This window comes from Acinetobacter sp. YH16042 (genome assembly GCF_013417245.1).
Classification (GTDB): domain Bacteria; phylum Pseudomonadota; class Gammaproteobacteria; order Pseudomonadales; family Moraxellaceae; genus Acinetobacter; species Acinetobacter amyesii.
The window spans coordinates 185,163-204,755 of the sequence record NZ_VPEJ01000002.1 but is presented as its reverse complement, the minus strand read 5'-3'; the positions used below and the strand labels follow the sequence as shown (position 1 = coordinate 204,755).

Genomic DNA, 19,593 nt, shown 5'->3' with positions numbered 1-19,593 from the left:
ATTCTTAAGATGTCGCTAATGATATCTCTAACACAATCAAAGGGCAATTTGATTATCTCGATGCCCAAGCTGAGCTTAACCTAATTCTTTTTTTTACACTTCACTTAAAGTGCCAATTTTGCTTTATTTTTAGCAAACAGCGCAGGACCGATGCCCTTAACCTGTTGAATATCATCAATGCTTTTAAATAAGCCATTACTTTTACGATATTGCACAATGGCTTCTGCTTTTTTCTGACCAATTCCATGCAATGTCTGCAGTTCATCGACTGAGGCTGTATTTAAGCGTACCTGATCTGATCGGCTATTTTGCTGAGTGCTGGGTCGTGACAAATAATAGTTGGCATTGCTGGGTGCAGTTGCCGATTTGGACTTAGAGGCCTCAGATTGCTTTTTTAATTGTTGATCTTGAGCTTGTTGCATGGCTTTCCATTCCGCGTAGCCCGAAGGGCTTTGAGCAAAAGTTAAATCTGCCATTAAACTCAAAACCAAGACAAGTAATTGTGTAGAGTATTTATTCTTTAGGATGTGGTACATATTCAGCCTGTTGTTTTAATTGTTGTTTTGCCTGTTCCCATAACTGATCCATTTCAGTCAGGGACAAGTCTTCTACATGTTTTTGTTGTAATGTGGCCTGTGCTTCAATATAAGCAAAACGGCTTCTAAATTTATGAATGGTACTTAACAGTGCCATCTCACTTGAGATGCCAATCTTACGTCCAACATTCACTAGAGAAAATAAGCAATCACCAAATTCATCAAATATTTCGTCGGATTTTTTGCCTGCCAAGGCCTCTTTTAACTCCCCTAGCTCTTCCTCAAGCTTGCCATAAGCCCCTTCAATATCTGGAAAATCAAATCCAATTTTCGCCACATTTTTTTGGATTTCATCTGCTTGGCTTAATGCAGGTGCATGTTTAACCTCATCTAATCTAGATGCTGATTTCCCTGCTTTTTCTTGTTGTTTAATCTGTTTCCATAGTGTTGCCACATCATCCGCATTGAGTGCAGAAAACTGCTCTGCCTGAAACACATGGGGATGACGGCGAATTAATTTATCTGTAATGGCTTGCACCACATCTTGAAAATCAAACGCGCCTTGTTCGCTATACATCTGCGACTGAAAAACCACTTGCAGCAACAAATCCCCCAGTTCATCTCGCACATCGTCAATCTGACCTGAACGAACCGCCGCTTCAACTTCATAGGCCTCTTCTATAGCATAACGAGTCAGACTTTCTGGGGTTTGCTTTTGATCCCATGGACATTTTTCACGTAATTCTTTCATCACTGCTAATAATTGTTCCATGTGAACTCCAGCTATTTACTCATCAGTACATTGTTTCGATTACAGAATTTGATATGCTCAAAATTCACTCAGGGAATGAGCAACTCAATTCAGGGAAGCATAACATGCAAAGTATTTTTATTAGCGGTGCAGGACAAGGGATTGGCGCAGCAATTGCACGACTGTTCATACAACAAGGCTATAAAGTTGGGCTCTACGACATTAACCAATCTCAAGTCACCTCATTAGCTGCTGAACTCGGTAGCCATGCCAAAGCTGGGCTTTTAGATGTGACACAACCAGAGCAATGGCAAAGCGCTTTAGCTGAATTTGTTGCTTGGGCAGGTCAGCTGAATATCTTAGTCAATAATGCCGGAATTCTGTATTCAGGCAGCTTTGAACATACGGAACTGTCTGCACACCACCGAACGATTGATATCAATGTCAAAGGGGTGATAAACGGTTGCTATGCGGCATTCCCCTATTTACAACAAAGCAATTTTGCTCGTGTGATTAACCTCTCTTCGGCTTCAGCTATTTATGGACAAGCAGATTTAGCCAGCTATGCCACATCTAAATTTGCTGTACGTGGGCTCACTGAAAGCTTAGATATTGAATGGCAAAAATACAATATTCGCGTTTTAGATGTGATGCCTTTATTTGTTCAAACCGCGATGGTGCAAGACATGGATGCCCAAAGCATTAAGAAAATGGGCGTCAATCTTCAACCGAGCGATGTCGCTCAGCAAATTTATACCTTGGTACAAAAAAAGGATACGGTCTTAATGGCCACACATACACCTGTGGGGATGAAAGCTAAATTTTTATTTAATTTATCGAAGTTTAGCCCGCAATTTGTCAACCGCTTAAGTAATATTTGGATTGCACAAAAACCCAAATAGCAACGTGTTACTAATCATTTAATTTTGCAATCATATTTGTACGCAAATTACACAAAGTTACACAATTGTCACATTTTAACAGGACAAAATTCCTTTTTTTGAATAATATTCACCCGCCCATTACTTTCGGGCGTTTATTTTCTAACAATAAAAGTGAATTATTTCATGAAAAAATTACTTGTTCTTGCAACTGTTACTTCTATTTCAATTTCTGCTTTTGCTACAACTCAATTCGCATCTTCAGAATTAAAAGCGATGGATTGTGCAACTCTTGCTGTTGAAAAAGCGAATGCTAAGCGCTCTTTAGAAGCTGCTGACAAAAACATTGCAAACATCCAAGCATCTGCTCAAGCGCCAGGCAAATCATTGAGCAAATTTGCTGGTTTAGCGGGTGGCGCTCTTGCTGCTTTCGGTGGTAACTCTGAAAAAGCTGCTCGTGCAGGCAACATTGCAAACAGCTTGGCTGGTGAGCAAGATACTTCTGATGCAGGCAACCTTGAACTTCAACAAGCGAACAAATCTGCTGCTCAAGCAAACATCGACAACATTGGTATCTACCAAGGTTCTAAAAAATGCAAAATCTAATCTAAAGCCAGTTTAGATTGATTTAAAAAAAGCCCTGTTCAGCCAGAACAGGGCTTTTTTCATGGTGATTTATATGTCATACCGATTTATAAGACATTCAACTCAATATTAGGCAAATGAAAGCCTCGGCAAGATTGTTCACTTTCCCATGCCACCGTCAACATCACATGCGGTAGTTGAATATTCTGATAAGCAAAAGTGCCAATTGCGGGATGGCTACACATCCCACCATTCTGCTCAGGATGACACTGTGTATTCAGTTCATTCAGGTTCACTCGAATCCCTAAACCTGACGCTTTAAGTACCGCCTCTTTGGTGGTCCAAACTTTAAACCAATAATCAGGATTATGCTCACAACTGTCCCAATTGAGCAATTCTTCGGGATGAAAGCTGTGTTGAGCCATCGCATCAAAACGAACTTTTCGATTTAAATCTTCAATATCCACACCAATATTGGCGATTTTTTCACTGCTGGCCAATACATAATGCTGCTGACTATGACTATGATTAAAATGAAAATGTGGCAAATCCGGAAGAAAAGGCTTACCAAACGCAGACTTTGAAAAATCTGAATTTTCAACTGACCTATTTAGCCGCTGCCCGAGTAATTGATTTCGATATTGGTAAATGGCTTGTTTACGCACGGCAATTACCTCTTGACGACTCAAGCCATGCGGCTCCACAAAGAAGTCAGTAATTGCACTATATTCAAGCTGAATTTTCGCCATAAGTTATTGATCCAATATCTTTTACACTACGTCCATGACGCTATATTTTATGCGACTCTCCGACACAAAATACACCACAATACAGATGAGCGCATCGGTCCTTTGACTTATCGAGATTTTAAAACTCAGTTTAAAAATATTTCAAACCACTTAAGAAATACTTAATATTATAAATATATTCAAATACTTAAGTATAATAAATATTTTAAATACATCTTCAATTAGATAAAATACTCTAGATTCTTATAACTTTAATTTAAAACTCGGGGTAAATCAGATGCTAAGAAAAATCACGTTAATCAGTTCACTTTGTGTCCTACCATGTTTCGCTCAAGCAGGCTTATTGGATGCAGCTGTTGCAGTAATGGGTGCCAAAAATGGCGCGATTATGGACCAAGCTGAAGCGCGTATGAATCAAAGCCGTCAAGAAGCTGCCAATGCTGTAGCTCAAGCAGACCGTGGCTATGCCTCAAATTTCAATCAAGCTAACCAAACCAACAATAGTGTTTATAGCACCAGTTATTTAAAAACCTTAGATTGCACTGATCTGAGCGTTGAACGTAAAACTTTCGAACGCACATTGGAAGCATCGCAACTGGCATTAAGCCAAGCGTCTGCACAGCAAAATAATCAAGTTTCAAAATGGGCTGGTCTTGCTGGCAACGCGCTATCCGCATTTTCAGGTCAATCTGAAACAGCCGCGCGTATGGGACAATTTGCGACAGCTTTTTCTGGCAATAAAAATACACAACAGGATAGCAGCAGCGCACAGCAAGCCATGGAAATTGCTCAAGCTAATCTGGATAATATTGATATTTACCGCCAAGCTAAAAAGTGTAAAAACTAATTTCTACATCTTTTTAGATAAATAAAGTGAAATAAAAAAGCCTGCATATCTGCAGGCTTTTTTGTTCATCTAAACTTAGCGTTTGAATTTCTTTTCCGCCTTTTTGAACTTCTGAACATAACGACGTTTACGTGCCGCCGTACGCTCATCGATTTGCGACTTACGACCTTCAAATGGGTTATCAGAGGTTTTAAATTCAATTTTGACTGGCGTACCTTCAAGTTTATAAACTTTACGGAACACGTTTTCTAGGTAACGACGATAGTCATTTGGCGTTTTATCGACCTTGTTACCATGAATTACAATCGTCGGTGGATTTTGTCCGCCCATATGCGCATAACGCATTTTGATACGACGACCTTGAACCATTGGTGGTTGGTGCGCATCAGTTGCATCATTCAAGATCTGAGTGATTTTCGCAGGTGATACTTTCAAATGCGAAGAATCATAAGCACGGTGGATCGATGGATAAAGATCACCAACACCTGTACCGTGAAGTGCAGAAATTAAGTGAATTTTTGCCCATGGAATAAAGTCAAAACGACGTTCAACATCTAATTTACATTGTTTACGGTCGTAGTCAGACATGTTGTCCCATTTGTTGATGGCAATCACCATCGCACGGCCTGCTTCAAGCGCATAACCGATCAAATGCAAGTCTTGCTCAACGATCCCTTCACGTGCATCGACAACAATTACCACAACATGCGCATCTTTCATCGCTTGTAAAGTTTTCACAATCGAGAATTTCTCGATCATTTCGTCCACTTTACCTTTACGACGTACACCCGCAGTATCGATTAATGTGTATTTACGACCGTCACGTTCAAATGGAATATAAATTGAGTCACGTGTAGTACCCGGCTGGTCAAATGCAACCACACGGTCTTCACCCAACAAACGGTTCACTAAAGTCGATTTACCCACGTTTGGACGACCAATAATCGCTAAACGTAAGCCTGTGTCTTTATCGTGTTGTTCTTCACTTTCATCTTCAGGCACTTCAGCTAACACTTCTTCAAGCATTTGCTGAACACCACGACCATGGCTGGCAGCCACTTGAAGTGGTTCACCCATACCCAATTTGAAGAATTCAACTAAAGCTGCTTCGGCATGTACACCATCAACTTTATTGGCAACAAGATAAACTTTTTTACCTAGCGTACGTAAGTCACGTGCAATTTGCTCATCAGATGCCAATAATCCTGCGCGCGCATCGACCACAAAGACAATAATATCTGCTTCATTGATGGCAGTTTTTGACTGTTCTGCCATGTACGAGTCGATACCACCTTCAGTTTCGCCAATACCCCCAGTATCAACAACAATGAAAGATTTATTTTGATAAGTCGCGTCACCATATTTACGGTCACGAGTCAGACCGGCAAAGTCAGCAACGAGAGCATCACGGCTCTTGGTTATCTGGTTAAACAACGTTGATTTTCCGACGTTCGGACGACCAATGAGCGCAATTACGGGTTTCATAGATTAACCTTTATTCCAGATCAGCCAGTTTGGTCTGGTCTGAACATCAGAAAGCTTAGGAAGAATGGAAATAGGATAAATGCCTAAAATAAATAAAAACACGGGGCATTGATGATTCAATCCCCCGCGTTAAAAATACGGTTTGGCTTATTTTAACATAAGCCGCAGAAAAATTAACGGTTCTGCCAAATGCTTAATGCACCCTTACGTGTCGACACATATAATTGGTTGTCAATTACACGTAGTGAACGTACTTCACCACTGGTTTTAGAACGACCAACCAACTCGCCTGTCGCTGGGTTGATTAAGTGAAGTACACCATCCAGATCACCAACCACAAGGTCTTGACCTAACATCACTGGGTTACTCAAATTACGATTAAGCAATTGGTCATTTTCCCACAATGTTTGACCAGTGGTAATTTCATAAGCCACAATTTTACCATCAGTTTGTGCCACAAAGACACCATTGCCCGCAACTTCAGGACGCTGAATGCTGCTCGCATCATTGCTCCAGATCACTTGTTGTGAGGCAAGATCAAGCGCTGTCACTTGGCCTTGGTAACTGGTGGTAATTAAAAATTGACCTGCTACAGTCGGTTCACCGTCAATATCAATGAGACGTTGTACATCTGAACGACCATCTGACACTGCAACACGACGCTGCATTTTCGGAATGCCACTCAATGCATCAATCACATAAATATAGGCATTTGAAGAAGCGATGAGAACATGACGCGCATCGAGTGATACCGGTGCTGCCATACCACGTAAACTAAACTGCACATTTGGCAAGTTATAGGTCCAAGTTTGTTGACCCGTTGCCACATCGTTTGCGTATACCGTACCATCATTGGTGACTGAAATAACACGACCTGCTTGAATCAACGACGGTGAAAGTAACGCGCCAGTTAATTGTGCAGTCCACTTTTGCTCACCTGTTGCCTGATCTAATGCAAATAATTGACCTTTTGCATTACCGACAACCACGATACCGTCAGCAGCTTCAACACCTGCAGTCAAACCTTGCTTAGAGATTTTCTTCTGCCATAAACGCTCTTTACCTTTGTAGGCTTGAACTTCACCGTTAGGGTTTACGCTAAAAACAACGCCATTATCTGCATCCATACGTAAACGCAGTGGATCTGCTTCCTCAGTTGAAGCCACACTGTTTGAAAATACAGGTGCTAAAGTTTTTGCCTGTTCCAATTTTGGTAAAGGATTTGGTTTTACTTTTTCTACTTTTCCTTTATTTGCACAACCAGCCAAAGCAAGTGTTAAAACTGTCAGCGCACAGGTAATTTTGTATTTTCTATTCATTCAGTTGCTTCCACTTGTGTATCTATAATCGGACGTTCAATTTCAGGATCATCAACTAAAACGCCTACACTTTCGAGTTTAATTTGTAAAATTTGACGTTCTTCTTGTCGTTCAACCAAAGCATCCCATGCACTTTGATAAACTTTCTTTGCATTTTCGATATCATTTTTTGCAACATAGACATCGCCACGGGCTTCATCTGCAGTCGCTTGAAAAGCAGGTTCTTTAACTGCTTCTAAGGTTTTTAATGCTTCATCAAATTTCTTTTGTGCCAATTGTGCATACGCTAAACGTAATTTCACCAATTGAACTAAGCCTGCATCGTCAACTTTTGAATTTTCAACTTTTTTCAAAGCTTTTTCAGCATTGGCATAATCCGCTTTATCATACGCCAATTTTGCCATAAGCAACTGAGTTTGGATGGCTTGTGGCGAATCTGGCGCTTCTTTTACAATTTTATCTGCAGTCGCAGAAAGTTGTGTAAAAGCATCGCCAGTCGCCGACTGAGCATCATCCATTAACTGCTGTACTTTGGCTGTTTGCATTTGCGATTCAGCCAAAGTTTTCTTCTGCCAGTATTCCCATCCGAAAAAGGCAATCAACGCAATTAAAATGCCGCTAACAATGGCAGAGCCATATTTTTTAGCAAACGATTTTAAATTATCAAGTTGTTCTTCTTCACTCAATGCGCTCATGAAATTACCTTTTTCCTTATGTTATAGGGATTATTTTGAAGAAATTTTTTCGATAATGAAGGCAACAAAGTCTGCCACATTCACTTCGTGTTGTTCTGCAATCGCTAGCTCTTTCACCAGCACTTGCCCTGCTGCTTGCTCACGTTCACCATAAATCACAGCAAATAAAGCACCCGATTGGTCGGCTTTTTTCATTTGCGATTTCATTGAACCTTGTGAACCAACTTTTAAGCGAATGTTGCTACCCGCCTCTTCAAGTTGATCACGAATTTGTTCAGCAAGTACCAACGCTTTACCTTGAGTTGCAGGATCTGAAACCAAGAATAGCTCACAGTCACGCACAGGGGTATTATCTTCCACTTGTTCAAGTAGAAGAAGCAAACGCTCCATACCCATTGCAAAACCAACAGCAGGCACCGACTGGTCTGCTTTACCTTTAAGCTGACCGACTAAACCGTCATAACGACCACCTGCACATACGGTTCCTTGAGAACCTAAGTGTGTGGTTGTCCATTCAAAGACCGTTTTGTTGTAGTAGTCGAGACCACGAACCAACTTTTGATTGATCACAAAACCAATACCAGCGTCTGTCAAATACTGCTGCAATTGAGCAAAGTGAGCCAACGTTTCTTCACCCATAAAGTCGTGAAGTTTTGGCGCATTTTCCAAAATGCTTTGTGTTTTTGCATCTTTAGAATCCAAAATACGCAGTGGATTCGTAGTTAGACGTCGCTGAGAATCTTCATCTAAGTCATTTTTATGTGACTCTAAGAATTCAACCAATGCCGCACGATAGGCAGAACGTTCATCAGACTCACCTAAAGTATTGAGCTCTAATTGAACTTTATCTGCAACGCCCATGCGTTTCCACAAACGCGCAGTCATTAAAATCAATTCTGCATCTTGATCTGGTGTTGCAACACCAAAGGTTTCTACGCCAAATTGATGGAACTGACGGTAGCGACCTTTTTGTGGTTTTTCATAGCGGAACATTGGGCCGACATACCATACACGCGGTGTAGCACCACGAAGTAAGTTATGTTCAAGCATTGCACGTACACACCCTGCTGTTCCTTCTGGACGCAAAGTCAAAGACTCAGGCGGGTTACCTTTATCTAGGAATGTGTACATTTCTTTTTCAACGATATCCGTTGCATCACCAATAGAACGTTTGAACAGATGAGTCTGCTCCACAATCGGCAAGCGAATTTGCTGATAACCATAAGCATCCATCAGGCTTGATAGATGCTGTTCTAGACGTCTCCATGCAGGACTTTGCGTAGGGAGAATGTCATTAAAACCTTTGATTGCGACGATTGAACTCATGATCTACTCAGAAAAACTTGTGCGAATAATCTCTTTAGCTTTAGCGTCTTCAAGATCGCTAACACGTTGACGAACCATCGCTTCGATTTCGTCAACCAACTGATTTGTGTCAATTAAATGGCTCTTTTCGCCATTACGATACACCAGTGAACGCGGACTTGCACCAACTACACCAATATCGGCTTCTTTGGCTTCACCCGGACCATTCACTTTACAACCAATCACCGATACATCCATTGGGGTACGAATATCTTCTAAACGCTCTTCCAATGTTTGCATAACTTTGATGACATTAAACTCTTGGCGTGAACAACTTGGGCACGCAATAAAGTTAATGCCGTTTGAACGTAAGCCCAATGATTTTAAAATATCAAAGCCAATTTTGATTTCTTCTTCAGGCTCTGCTGCCAATGAAATACGCATGGTGTCACCAATGCCTTCCATTAACAAACCGCCTAAAGCGATAGCAGATTTGACTGAACCCGTACGGTAGACACCTGCTTCAGTCACACCTAAGTGTAATGGGTTATCAATTTGTGCAGAAAGTAATCGGTAAGCATCCATCGTCAGAAAGACATTGGATGCTTTGACTGACACTTTAAATTCATGGAAATTTAAGCGATCTAAAATATCAATATGGCGCATTGCAGATTCAAGCAAAGCCTGACCTGTAGGCTCACCATATTTCTTTTGAATATCTTTTTCGAGCGAACCTGCATTGACACCAATACGCATAGAGATGTCATTATGTTGTGCAGCAGCTACCACTTCACGGATTTTGGCTTCAGAACCAATATTACCCGGGTTAATACGCAAACAATCTGCACCAAGGTCTGCAACACGTAAAGCAATTTTATAATCAAAGTGAATATCGGCAACCAGTGGCACTTGCACACGTTTACGAATTTCACCAAAAGCTTCAGCAGCTTCCATACTCGGTACAGAAACACGCATGATGTCCGCACCGACGTCTACACAGCGCTGAATCTGTGCCACGGTCGCTTCGACATCACAGGTTTCAGTATTGGTCATACTTTGGATGCTGATCGGCGCATCACCACCGACATACACCGAACCTACTTTAATTTTACGCGTTGGACGGCGCTTAATTGGATTTTCAATCATTGTTCAGTCTGCTCTGTTGTCCCTTAACGTGATAAACGGAAATCTGCTTTGCCGTTTACGGTATATGGTGACAATGAAATATTTTCATTATTTAAGCTTAATGACACTGCTGTTGCATCATCCAAACGAATTTGGAATGGTGTTTCACCGTTTAAGTTGAGCGTCGATGCTTGACGACCTGTCGCCAACACCTTACCCGTCGAATCAACAATATGTACTGAAGTCGGGCTACTGAAGGTCAATGTCAATTGATCGCCACTGACCGCTGCATTTCCGCCATTCATGTCGAGGACTTGAACTTCTGAAGCAACATCACTGGTCACAGCGTCTTCATTATCGCTGCCCGAGGTCATGCCTTGAATCGCTGCCACGATCGCACCAATGACCACCAACACCGCCAATGCAATCAAACCACGTTTGATCCATTTACGATTACGGTCACGGTTAGAACCGGGTAATTTACCCATAATTTTAATCGGTGAATTGTTTAACGCGTGATTTGGCAACAATCCCGTATCATTGGCATAAATATCATCAAAACGTTGAATGATATTGGTGGCATCAACTTTTAAATATTTGGCATAAGTACGGTAGTAACCTTTAATAAAGGTTGCTTCAGGCAATGACTTATAATCATCTTGCTCAAGTGCAGTCAGTGTTTTTAATGGAATATTGAGTTCTGATGCGACAGCTTCAAGTTCCAGTTTTTGCGTAATACGTACTTGACGTAAATACTCACCTGGGCGTTGTACATTTCCTAATGCATTTGGAGCTACGCTCGAACCATTCGATTGCGGTGAATTAGGATTTACTTCCATACGGCCTCAGTACTGTACTGTAATTGCAAATAGCGTTGGTATTCAGGACTTTCTGGGAACAAAGCACGTAACTGGTTAACCAGTACTTGCATACCCAAATTGTCGCCATTGGCACGCGCTGTTCGAATGCCAATCCAGAGTGCGCGCGCACCCTGATTTTTTTGTCCTACTGCACGTACAAATTGTTCATACATTTGTGTGGCAGCAGGGAACTGCTGATTCAAATAAAAGATTTCAGACAACTCTAACATTGAAACATAGGAATCACGATTAGCCTGCAAAGCTTGTTTGAATGATTTTTCAGCATTCGCCACATCACCCACTTTCAGGTAAATTCGACCTAAATTTTCCAATGCTTTGAAACGTTGATCATAACCTAAAGTTGAACCTGCGATGCTGAACTGTTCAATCGCATCATTATAGCGCTCAACTTGGTATAAATACGTACCGTAGTTGTTACGCGCTTGAGAATTTTTTGAGTCTGCTGAAATTGCACGCTTAAAATAACTATCTGCTTTTTCTAAGTTGGCTGGGCTGCCTTCTCGTTGTAGTAAGACACCCATCATCATATTGGCTTGGGAATCGCGAGAATCCACTTCTAAAGCCTGATCTAATGCGCGTTTAGCAGAGTCCAAATCCCCTGCTTTCAGATGTTCAACAGCCAATTGCGTTCTGATTTTTACGGCTTTCTCTGGGTCTTTTTTCCCAATCTCAGGCGTTTGACATGCTGTTAATGCCAAAACCGATGCACATAAAGCTGAAACGAAAGTGAACTTATACGTTAACTTTTTCAATTGGCTGCCTCTTTATTATCCTTGTGAGCGCAGTATCTCATTTTGCTGCGCAACTTTCTTTTTCCATTGCTCCGCACGACGAGTACGGTCAGCAACTTGCCCCACGAGTTGTCCACACGCAGCGTCGATATCATCACCACGTGTCTGACGAATCGTACACACAAAACCGGCATCAGACAAAGTTTTTTGGAAAGAAATAATACGGTTACGGCTTGAACGACCATATGGCGCATGCGGGAACGGGTTAAACGGAATTAAATTAATTTTGCTTGGTAGGTTTTTCAACAGCTTTAACATTTGCTGTGCATGTTCAGGATGGTCATTTACACCATCTAACATCACGTATTCGATGGTCACGTGTTTACGCGAACTTTCATTACCATCTTTGGCGATATAACGCTGACAAGCAGCAATCAATTGTTCCAACGGATACTTTTTATTGATCGGAACAAGTTCGTTACGTAGTTCATCATTTGGCGCATGGAGTGAAATTGCCAAGGCTACATCAATGTCTTGTGCCAATTGATCAATTTTAGGCACCACACCTGAGGTTGATAAAGTCACACGACGCTTCGACATACCATACGCAAAATCATCCAACATGATTCGCATTGAATTCAATACAGCATCATAGTTCAATAGTGGCTCACCCATGCCCATCATCACCACATTGGTCACTGAACGTTCACGATCAGCAACTGGCACATCTTCCATATAAGAGAAGTTTGCCATCCAAAGCTGTCCAATAATTTCAGCTTGGCTCAAGTCACGTTGGAAACCTTGTTTCCCAGTTGAACAGAATGAACAGTCCAGAGCACAGCCCACTTGTGACGAAATACACAAGGTCTTACGTGCGCCGGTTTTATCTTCCGCAGGAATCAGCACAGTTTCAACCAATGAACCTGCACCATCACCTACACGGAACACCCATTTACGAGTACCGTCTTTTGAATAATTTTTATGCACCACTTCAGGCGCTTTAATTTCACAAATCTTTTCTAGTTTTTCACGCAATTTACCAGAAATATTGGTCATTTCAGCAAAATCAGTCACGAAGAACTGATGAATCCATTTCATCACCTGCCCAGCACGGAACTTTTTCTCCCCCATTTCTTCGAAGAATTTTTCCATTTGCGGACGTGACATGCCCAGTAAATTCACTTTCTCCACAGTATTTTGCTGCGTCGGAGCGGATGGAGATTGTTGCTGTGCATCAGAAACAGCTGATGTAGCGACTACTTCAGTACTCATGTGTAATTACCTAAACCATGTCTAAAGATCAAAGGAGATGCTCAGTATTTGAGCGAAGAATTATTCAGAGAATAAAAAAACCAGACAAGCAGTATACCACTTATCTGGTTCGAATACTTCGAATTAACGAGTACGTGGAGCGATCTCAGTTTGAGCGAAGAAGTAGTTAACTTCACGATCAGCAGATGCTACAGAGTCAGAACCGTGAGCAGCGTTTTCGTCGATGCTTACAGCGAAGTCTGCACGGATAGTACCAGGAGCAGCTTCTTTAGGGTTAGTTGCGCCAAGGATTTCACGGTGAGCAAGAACTGCGTTTTCGCCTTCAAGAACTGAAACTACAACTGGACCAGAAGTCATGAATGCAACTAGGTCACCAAAGAAACCACGTTCTTTGTGCTCAGCGTAGAAGCCTTCAGCTTCAGCTTGAGTCAAGTGTTTCATTTTAGTTGCAACGATTTGAAGACCAGCTTTTTCGAAACGAGCAAAGATGTCGCCGATGTGGTTTTTAGCAACTGCGTCTGGTTTAACGATAGATAAAGTACGTTCAATAGCCATGAGAGGCTCCTTAAGTCAATTTGACGTGAAAAATTTGCCGCATTATACCGAATAATGCGCTATTTTCTGCTTTTGCTATACAAAAAAATTGCTTTTTTCGATGTAGGGATTAACTTGCCTCATCAATCCAGGCCATCTGAATTCCCTCAAGCAGACCTTCAGTCGACTTTTCGGGGTCATCAGTGAAATTTGGCAATGCACATACCCATGCATGTAGGTCAGTAAAGCGAATCCATTGCGGATCAACATCAGGGTGAGCTTCATACAGCTCAATTGCGATATCAATGGTATCTGTCCAGCGTAAACCCATGGGTCTTCCTAACATCGTCTATAGAATGATGGCTTACTTTAACAAATTTCAGCAATTCGACGTGATAAACCCTTTTAATTTTTTTATTACCAGATTTTGCAATTGAGATGTCCACATCAAACTATAAAACCAAACCGAAAAGAGGTGCACAGAGAATAATCGCCGCACCCACTGCAGCGCCTATAGCAGCACCGACAGCGACATCACTTGGGTAATGCAAACCTAAGATCATGCGAGATAATGCCACCAATAAGCTAAAGGGCAACATCAGGACCAACAGCATGGGTTGAATATAGCCCAGCACAGTTGTTGCCATGACTGCATGTAGAGTATGCCCTGATGGAAAACTAAAATGATCTAGAGGGCGTTCACCTAAGCGAATCACTTGATGCACTTGGTACGGTCTTGGGCGCACAGTTTTCTTTTTGAGGAGTTTATAGATCGAGGTGCCGACGAAACCACCCAGTAATACATAGACGATTTGTACACTGTAATACATGCCCTGCACGATCCAGACCGTCGCCAACATGACATACCAAAACACACCATCACCAAGTCGACTCACCATTTTAAATATGTCAGCGACAACTTGTTGATGCGAAAAATGATTGAGATAAATACAGCCTTTTAAATCGAGATGCAGCATTCTTGTTTTTGCATTTTTAAAATTCATCGCTAATCTCCTATCTACAGTCAAAGCCTGACTATGTTGGGGTTGAGCTAGATTTGTGTTGTTATTTTTACAAGTTGAGATCTGTGTTTGACTCAGCTTAAGTTATCTTTTTGACAGTGCAATGATGCTTTGATGACAGTTCGATGAATATTAATTTTTGAAGATGCTCAACTTTTCTATACAACCAATAGCGCTAGCTCCATTGGCTCATCATGGCTTGATCCACCACGCGATATAGCGCTTGCTCAAATTGTTGTACAGGATATTGCCATCCGATTTTAGCAGCGTCTTTTGCCGCCTCGATGCCCATTGTTTTTAATTTAGAGCGTTGCGGCAATTGCTGCATAAGCCGAATAAATTCATCGGTTCGAGATAAGTGACATAACCATCCCGTTTGCTGATTTCTCACGTGCAATTGGGCACATGCGGCATTATATGCAATCACCGGCAATCCGCTGGCCATTGCCTCCAAAACCACATTACCAAAGGTCTCAACCTGACTTGCGAAAACAAAAACATCCGCACTGGCATAGGCTTCCGATAAAGCCTGACCACTTAAACTTCCCATAAAAATAACATCTAGGGATTTTGCCAGTTGCATTAGTCGTTCACGATCAGGCCCATCACCCACAATGACCAATTTCGTTCGTGCATCCATAGCCAACATCGAACGGTAGGCAGAAATTAAAACATCCACCTCTTTTTCAGGAGATAGCCGACCGACATAGAGCATCACGCGGGTATGTTCATCTGCTTGCCACTGTTGTCTCAGTTCTGCTCGATAATGTGAGGGAGAAAATCGACTATGGTCCACACCTCGCCCCACCACCAATAGACAACTAAAACCTAATCGATGCAAGGCATCCGCAGTATCTTGGCTCGGGACACAGGTGAGTTGAGTATTGTTATGAAACCATCGTAAATAATGTTGTACAGGCTTCATTAAAAACGCTAAATCAAAGAAGCGACTAAAATCATGAAAGGCCGAATGAAAACCACTGGACACAGGAATCTGTAAAGAACGCGCCAGTTGAAGCATAGCAAATCCCAAAGGTCCTTCAGTGACTATATGCACAATGTCGACTTGGGCTTTTTTTAAAGCTTTACTCAGTTTAATTAGTTGCGGCCAGCCAAATTGTAAACCTGAATATTTAGGAATCGACTGCGCTCGAACCAAACACTCTTGATCAGGTCTGAAATCATGACAACTTTCGGACTGTTCAGGACGTATTAAAAAAATTGAGTTGCCTTGTTGCTGCAAGCCTTTACACAACTGCAATAAAGAATGTGCAACACCATTAATTTCTGGCGCCCACGTATCTGTAACAATGGCGATTTTTAGACCTGGACGGATTAAAGTTGAGACCGTTTGCATATCCATTCGTGATTGCATATGCTTAAATTGGAATTGAAAGCGTGCAGGTTCATCCTGCATACACCCCAAATCGTTAGCCGATTCTGTCATGATCTTACACGCTTCTTATAAATGTATATCCACAGTTTAAGCAGCAATTTTTTGCATTTTGATGATTATTTGATGACAGTTTATTGAAAGAAATTATCTTATTTCATCTACAAAATCATGATTTATCCGTAGTTTTTAATCACTTTTAAAATCGTCTGACCCGCACGAGAAGCTATTTGCATATCTGCGTTCATCCTTTCTAAACACCCACTCATACTACGAAGCCCCACACTCAAACCAGCTTGATTAACCAGATCCACATCCCCCACGCCATTGTCTTCAACTTCCATTATCAACGCCGAGTTTTCATAATAAATTCGGATCTGCACCACGGTCGCATGACTATGCTTCACAATATTGGTTAATGCTTCTTCAGCTACGCGCTGTAAGCTTAGACATTCCAATGGGGTAACATCCACTTCCCATTTTGCAGGAACTGACCATTTAGCGTGTATATCGAGCTCATCAAATAACTGATTAAAACGGTGTCTAAAGTTGTTATCGGGGAAGCATATGCTGAAATCAAATTTCCTTCATTTCTGACTTTATACGCATAGCAGAAAATTAAGCTACTTAGATTAGAGCCCAAGATTCACCTAAATATCTATCATCAAGCTTCAATCTAGCGGTATGAACGAAATCAGCACTCTGCATTATTCACCTTAGCCATGAAGAAAATCGGTCGCTAAGCATCTCAAAACACCATATTTACAAAGACTGTATCGCGGTAGATTCCTGCAGGTGTCGTTGCATTCACTCGTTCTACCAAACGCACAGCAATCACATAGTTATTTTTGCCAGCGCCTTGCTCGGTAGAAACATTCCACAGATTTTCCATCGCACCTGAAACAGTCATTCGTGTTTTCAGCTTAATCGGGCCATTCGTTACAAAACTACTGCCCGAAGTATCCTGCAAATTTCGGCTATTAAAGCGTATGCGGTATTTACCTGAACAATCGACACTAAATGAACTTGCCGCTTGACTATTATAGTAATTCGCCAAGCGCATATTGGTTTCACTGATTCGTCCCATTTCACAGCGACTCGGTGCTGCAAATGTTATTGAACTAAATAACGCTGCTGAGATGAGTAAAATACTTTTCATTGGAAATACTCCTTTATTTACACTGCAATGTAATTAATTCAGGAGTTTGGTTTTCTACCTTTTTCGGCACTGTTAACGCTGTTTGGCAAGATCGACCACCACTGGTCCTCACCGTCAACTTGTAGTAGCCTTCAACCAAACCATATAACATTACCGTGCCATCTGAACCCACTGGATAAACATCAGCTTCTGGGGTATCAATTGCAACTTCACTTCCTGCCACAAATTGATGACCTTGTTCATCCAATATTTTGACCAATATTTGTTGTGTATCAAATACTGAAAAATTAATGTTATAACCACGCTGTCTTAACGCAACTAAACGATGTGCAGCATTTGGAACTTTGCTTTCGATCGGCAATTGATTTTCATCGAATGAAATATCGTAATTAATATAAGGAACGATATCGTGTACAAAGGCATAGCCTTTTTTATTGGTTTTCGCGACTGGAGACATTGATCGCATGACATCAATATCTTCACGACCACCAACATTCACTAAAGCAAAAGCATTATCGACAAAACTGGTCAATGCGTATTGACCGCCCAACCACACCATAGCGCCACGGTAGCCAACCTGTGTTGTTGAATCATTTTCACTATAGAGATGACTCAAGGTTAAATCACCAACATTAGTGGACAAACCACCATAGGCATTTAATACCGTTTCATCATTACGATAATCCACACCGAGCGCATAATTTGCACCATATTCACCAAATGCATTTTGGATGAAACGTACACCGCCGGATTTATTGGTACCTGCATCAGCCTGAATACGTTTACCACCACCAAAATTATAAGAAAATGTAATAAAGGCACCTGAGTCATCGCTATCACCAAATTCTTTAAAATAATTGGCGGTATACATTAAATTCTGTGTGATTTCGCGACTCACACCCACTGTGAGCATTTTGCGATCCTCTAATTCAAATAAAGGATCATTAGATTCATACTGGGTTTGTTCGATATAGTTCAGGTTTAAATTTTGAAAGAATGGAAAATTAGCAAAACTCAAATACGCCATATTTTCAAATTTTGGAAAAATATGATTATCTTCATAACCCAACGCCCGATAATCATTTGTAGCGTAACGAGAACTCACACCAAAATTGAGTTTCCCGAAATTACGACTGATAGCAAAACCAGCAGAATAGCCATCGTCGTCATCGGTTTTACTGCCTAAAAAAATACTGTCTAAAACAAACCATCGATTGACCGCTTGCGTCCATAGCAGTCCTGCATTTTTTACTTTGTCACTATAGGTTGCACTTGCACCCAACGTGGTACGACTGGTGACACCTCTACGCCAATAGGCTGAACTAAAAAAATCGCGATAATCACTATTTTCTTCGTCATAACTGAAGCGTAGTTTCCCTAATGATATGTTATAATCATTTAAATCTTCTTTAAGCAATTTACTACTAATTAATACCGGGAAGCTTCGAACAGTGGTATTCCCCAATACATCTTGTACAACCATTTGCGCTGTACCGGCACTTTCAATATTGGCACCTGTTTGTAAGTTATAATCTCCAGGTGAAATCTTTTTCTGATAAATATTTACGCCATCAATATATAAATCAACAGTCGAAGGTAAAACCGCACTGCCTTTTAGACTTGGAATATTCCAATACACGAAATCTGGGCGTGACGTATAGTCTGTACCAAAACTCAAACCACCAAATCGCACACCATGAATTAATGCACTATATGCAGAGGTCGTATCACCAATAACCAGTTTGGTCGCACTTTTAGAAAAATCAAACTCAAGACTACTATTTAACCTGACGAATTTTTCTTCACGATAATCATCACCTTTATTATTTCGATAAAAGGCATTATTTCTTAAAATCCAATTGTCTTTAAACACGCCCAGTTCAGGTAGCATACCAAAATTATTATGTTGAGTATTATTTTCAAAATGCATTTCATAATTAAGAAATGCACCAAAATTTGCAGGCATCGGCTGGCTGATTAAGGTATCAGTTTCTAGCCCAAAGAAATATTTTGATGGAAGATTAATTTTGACGGCTTGCAATTGAGGATCAAATCCAGACTGAATATCTTGATCCGTTACCAAACAAAATGAATTTTTAGTTGCATGTCGTTTCAGAATTTCTACTTTGATTTGCAGCTTATCAAGATCTGCGCATTCTATATAAAACTTGTTATTTTCAGTCAGTAATAATACTTCGCTCTTGCGGTCTACTTCGTTTACCCAAATACTGGTTGGAAATAAATCATCAGGCATATCAACGGCTTCTGCATGAGCAGAATTAGCACATAAAATACAATATAGAAGCAATGTAATTCTGTTCAT

General features: G+C 41.0%; 21 protein-coding genes. 3 read left to right on the top strand and 18 right to left on the bottom strand.

Annotated elements, in window-relative coordinates:
- Window positions 1-104: 104 nt before the first annotated feature.
- Window positions 105-536, bottom strand: coding sequence for a ComEA family DNA-binding protein (locus FTV37_RS02465; RefSeq protein ID WP_180025976.1), 432 nt, complete (start codon window positions 534-536; stop codon window positions 105-107).
- On the bottom strand, window positions 514-1,308 hold the full coding sequence (mazG, locus tag FTV37_RS02460; RefSeq protein WP_180025977.1) for a nucleoside triphosphate pyrophosphohydrolase: 795 nt from the start codon (window positions 1,306-1,308) through the stop codon (window positions 514-516). Before mazG ends, FTV37_RS02465 begins: the two co-directional genes overlap by 23 nt.
- 104 nt (window positions 1,309-1,412) lie before the next feature.
- Here mazG and FTV37_RS02455 point away from each other — a divergent pair, with 104 nt between their 5' ends.
- Together FTV37_RS02455 and FTV37_RS02450 are read left to right on the top strand one after the other, a co-directional pair.
- Entirely contained in the window at window positions 1,413-2,189 is a 777-nt protein-coding gene (locus FTV37_RS02455) for an SDR family oxidoreductase (protein WP_180005383.1), read from the top strand.
- 165 nt (window positions 2,190-2,354) lie between these two features.
- Window positions 2,355-2,774, top strand: a complete 420-nt coding sequence (locus tag FTV37_RS02450; protein ID WP_078192655.1) for a hypothetical protein — start codon at window positions 2,355-2,357, stop codon at window positions 2,772-2,774.
- An 86-nt stretch (window positions 2,775-2,860) separates the two neighbouring features.
- On the opposite strand, the gene FTV37_RS02445 is transcribed toward FTV37_RS02450, so the two are convergent.
- A complete protein-coding gene (locus tag FTV37_RS02445; protein ID WP_180005382.1) occupies window positions 2,861-3,502 on the bottom strand; it encodes a 4'-phosphopantetheinyl transferase superfamily protein in 642 nt (213 codons plus the stop codon).
- 277 nt (window positions 3,503-3,779) lie between these two features.
- Here FTV37_RS02445 and FTV37_RS02440 point away from each other — a divergent pair, with 277 nt between their 5' ends.
- The gene (locus FTV37_RS02440) at window positions 3,780-4,349 is read left to right on the top strand and encodes a hypothetical protein (RefSeq protein WP_111884741.1); all 570 of its coding nucleotides are present in this window, start codon (window positions 3,780-3,782) and stop codon (window positions 4,347-4,349) included.
- A gap of 75 nt (window positions 4,350-4,424) precedes the next feature.
- Here the strand turns inward: FTV37_RS02440 and der are convergent, their stop codons facing one another.
- From der to FTV37_RS02365, 15 genes are all read right to left on the bottom strand, one after another.
- Window positions 4,425-5,834 carry a ribosome biogenesis GTPase Der gene (gene der, locus FTV37_RS02435; protein WP_078189606.1) on the bottom strand — a complete coding sequence of 470 codons (1,410 nt, stop codon included), beginning with the start codon at window positions 5,832-5,834 and terminating at the stop codon, window positions 4,425-4,427.
- A gap of 173 nt (window positions 5,835-6,007) precedes the next feature.
- Entirely contained in the window at window positions 6,008-7,153 is a 1,146-nt protein-coding gene (gene bamB / locus FTV37_RS02430) for an outer membrane protein assembly factor BamB (protein WP_078192659.1), read from the bottom strand.
- Window positions 7,150-7,848, bottom strand: a complete 699-nt coding sequence (locus FTV37_RS02425) for a tetratricopeptide repeat protein (protein ID WP_078189608.1) — start codon at window positions 7,846-7,848, stop codon at window positions 7,150-7,152. Before FTV37_RS02425 ends, bamB begins: the two co-directional genes overlap by 4 nt.
- A 30-nt stretch (window positions 7,849-7,878) precedes the next feature.
- On the bottom strand, window positions 7,879-9,174 hold the full coding sequence (gene hisS / locus FTV37_RS02420; protein WP_180062960.1) for a histidine--tRNA ligase: 1,296 nt from the start codon (window positions 9,172-9,174) through the stop codon (window positions 7,879-7,881).
- A 3-nt stretch (window positions 9,175-9,177) separates the two neighbouring features.
- On the bottom strand, window positions 9,178-10,299 hold the full coding sequence (gene ispG, locus FTV37_RS02415; RefSeq protein WP_180011668.1) for a flavodoxin-dependent (E)-4-hydroxy-3-methylbut-2-enyl-diphosphate synthase: 1,122 nt from the start codon (window positions 10,297-10,299) through the stop codon (window positions 9,178-9,180).
- Between the two features lie 23 nt (window positions 10,300-10,322).
- Complete coding sequence (locus FTV37_RS02410; protein ID WP_180025979.1) at window positions 10,323-11,117, bottom strand: RodZ domain-containing protein; 795 nt, start codon at window positions 11,115-11,117, stop codon at window positions 10,323-10,325.
- A complete protein-coding gene (pilW, locus tag FTV37_RS02405; protein WP_078189612.1) occupies window positions 11,108-11,911 on the bottom strand; it encodes a type IV pilus biogenesis/stability protein PilW in 804 nt (267 codons plus the stop codon). Before pilW ends, FTV37_RS02410 begins: the two co-directional genes overlap by 10 nt.
- Window positions 11,912-11,926: 15 nt before the next feature.
- Window positions 11,927-13,162, bottom strand: a complete 1,236-nt coding sequence (gene rlmN, locus FTV37_RS02400) for a 23S rRNA (adenine(2503)-C(2))-methyltransferase RlmN (RefSeq protein WP_078189613.1) — start codon at window positions 13,160-13,162, stop codon at window positions 11,927-11,929.
- A 123-nt stretch (window positions 13,163-13,285) separates the two neighbouring features.
- On the bottom strand, window positions 13,286-13,717 hold the full coding sequence (ndk, locus tag FTV37_RS02395) for a nucleoside-diphosphate kinase (RefSeq protein ID WP_078189614.1): 432 nt from the start codon (window positions 13,715-13,717) through the stop codon (window positions 13,286-13,288).
- A 109-nt stretch (window positions 13,718-13,826) separates the two neighbouring features.
- Window positions 13,827-14,027: a Fe-S cluster assembly protein IscX gene (gene iscX / locus FTV37_RS02390; RefSeq protein ID WP_078189615.1), complete on the bottom strand. Its 201-nt coding sequence runs from the start codon at window positions 14,025-14,027 to the stop codon at window positions 13,827-13,829.
- Between the two features lie 121 nt (window positions 14,028-14,148).
- Window positions 14,149-14,700 (bottom strand): phosphatase PAP2 family protein, encoded by a 552-nt coding sequence (locus FTV37_RS02385; protein WP_180062959.1) that lies wholly within the window; start codon window positions 14,698-14,700, stop codon window positions 14,149-14,151.
- A 193-nt stretch (window positions 14,701-14,893) separates the two neighbouring features.
- On the bottom strand, window positions 14,894-16,168 hold the full coding sequence (locus FTV37_RS02380; RefSeq protein ID WP_373683554.1) for a glycosyltransferase family 4 protein: 1,275 nt from the start codon (window positions 16,166-16,168) through the stop codon (window positions 14,894-14,896).
- A gap of 119 nt (window positions 16,169-16,287) precedes the next feature.
- On the bottom strand, window positions 16,288-16,584 hold the full coding sequence (locus FTV37_RS02375; RefSeq protein ID WP_180062957.1) for a sensor histidine kinase: 297 nt from the start codon (window positions 16,582-16,584) through the stop codon (window positions 16,288-16,290).
- A 275-nt stretch (window positions 16,585-16,859) separates the two neighbouring features.
- Entirely contained in the window at window positions 16,860-17,270 is a 411-nt protein-coding gene (locus FTV37_RS02370; protein WP_078189619.1) for a hypothetical protein, read from the bottom strand.
- 13 nt (window positions 17,271-17,283) lie between these two features.
- On the bottom strand, window positions 17,284-19,593 hold the full coding sequence (locus FTV37_RS02365; protein WP_180062956.1) for a fimbria/pilus outer membrane usher protein: 2,310 nt from the start codon (window positions 19,591-19,593) through the stop codon (window positions 17,284-17,286).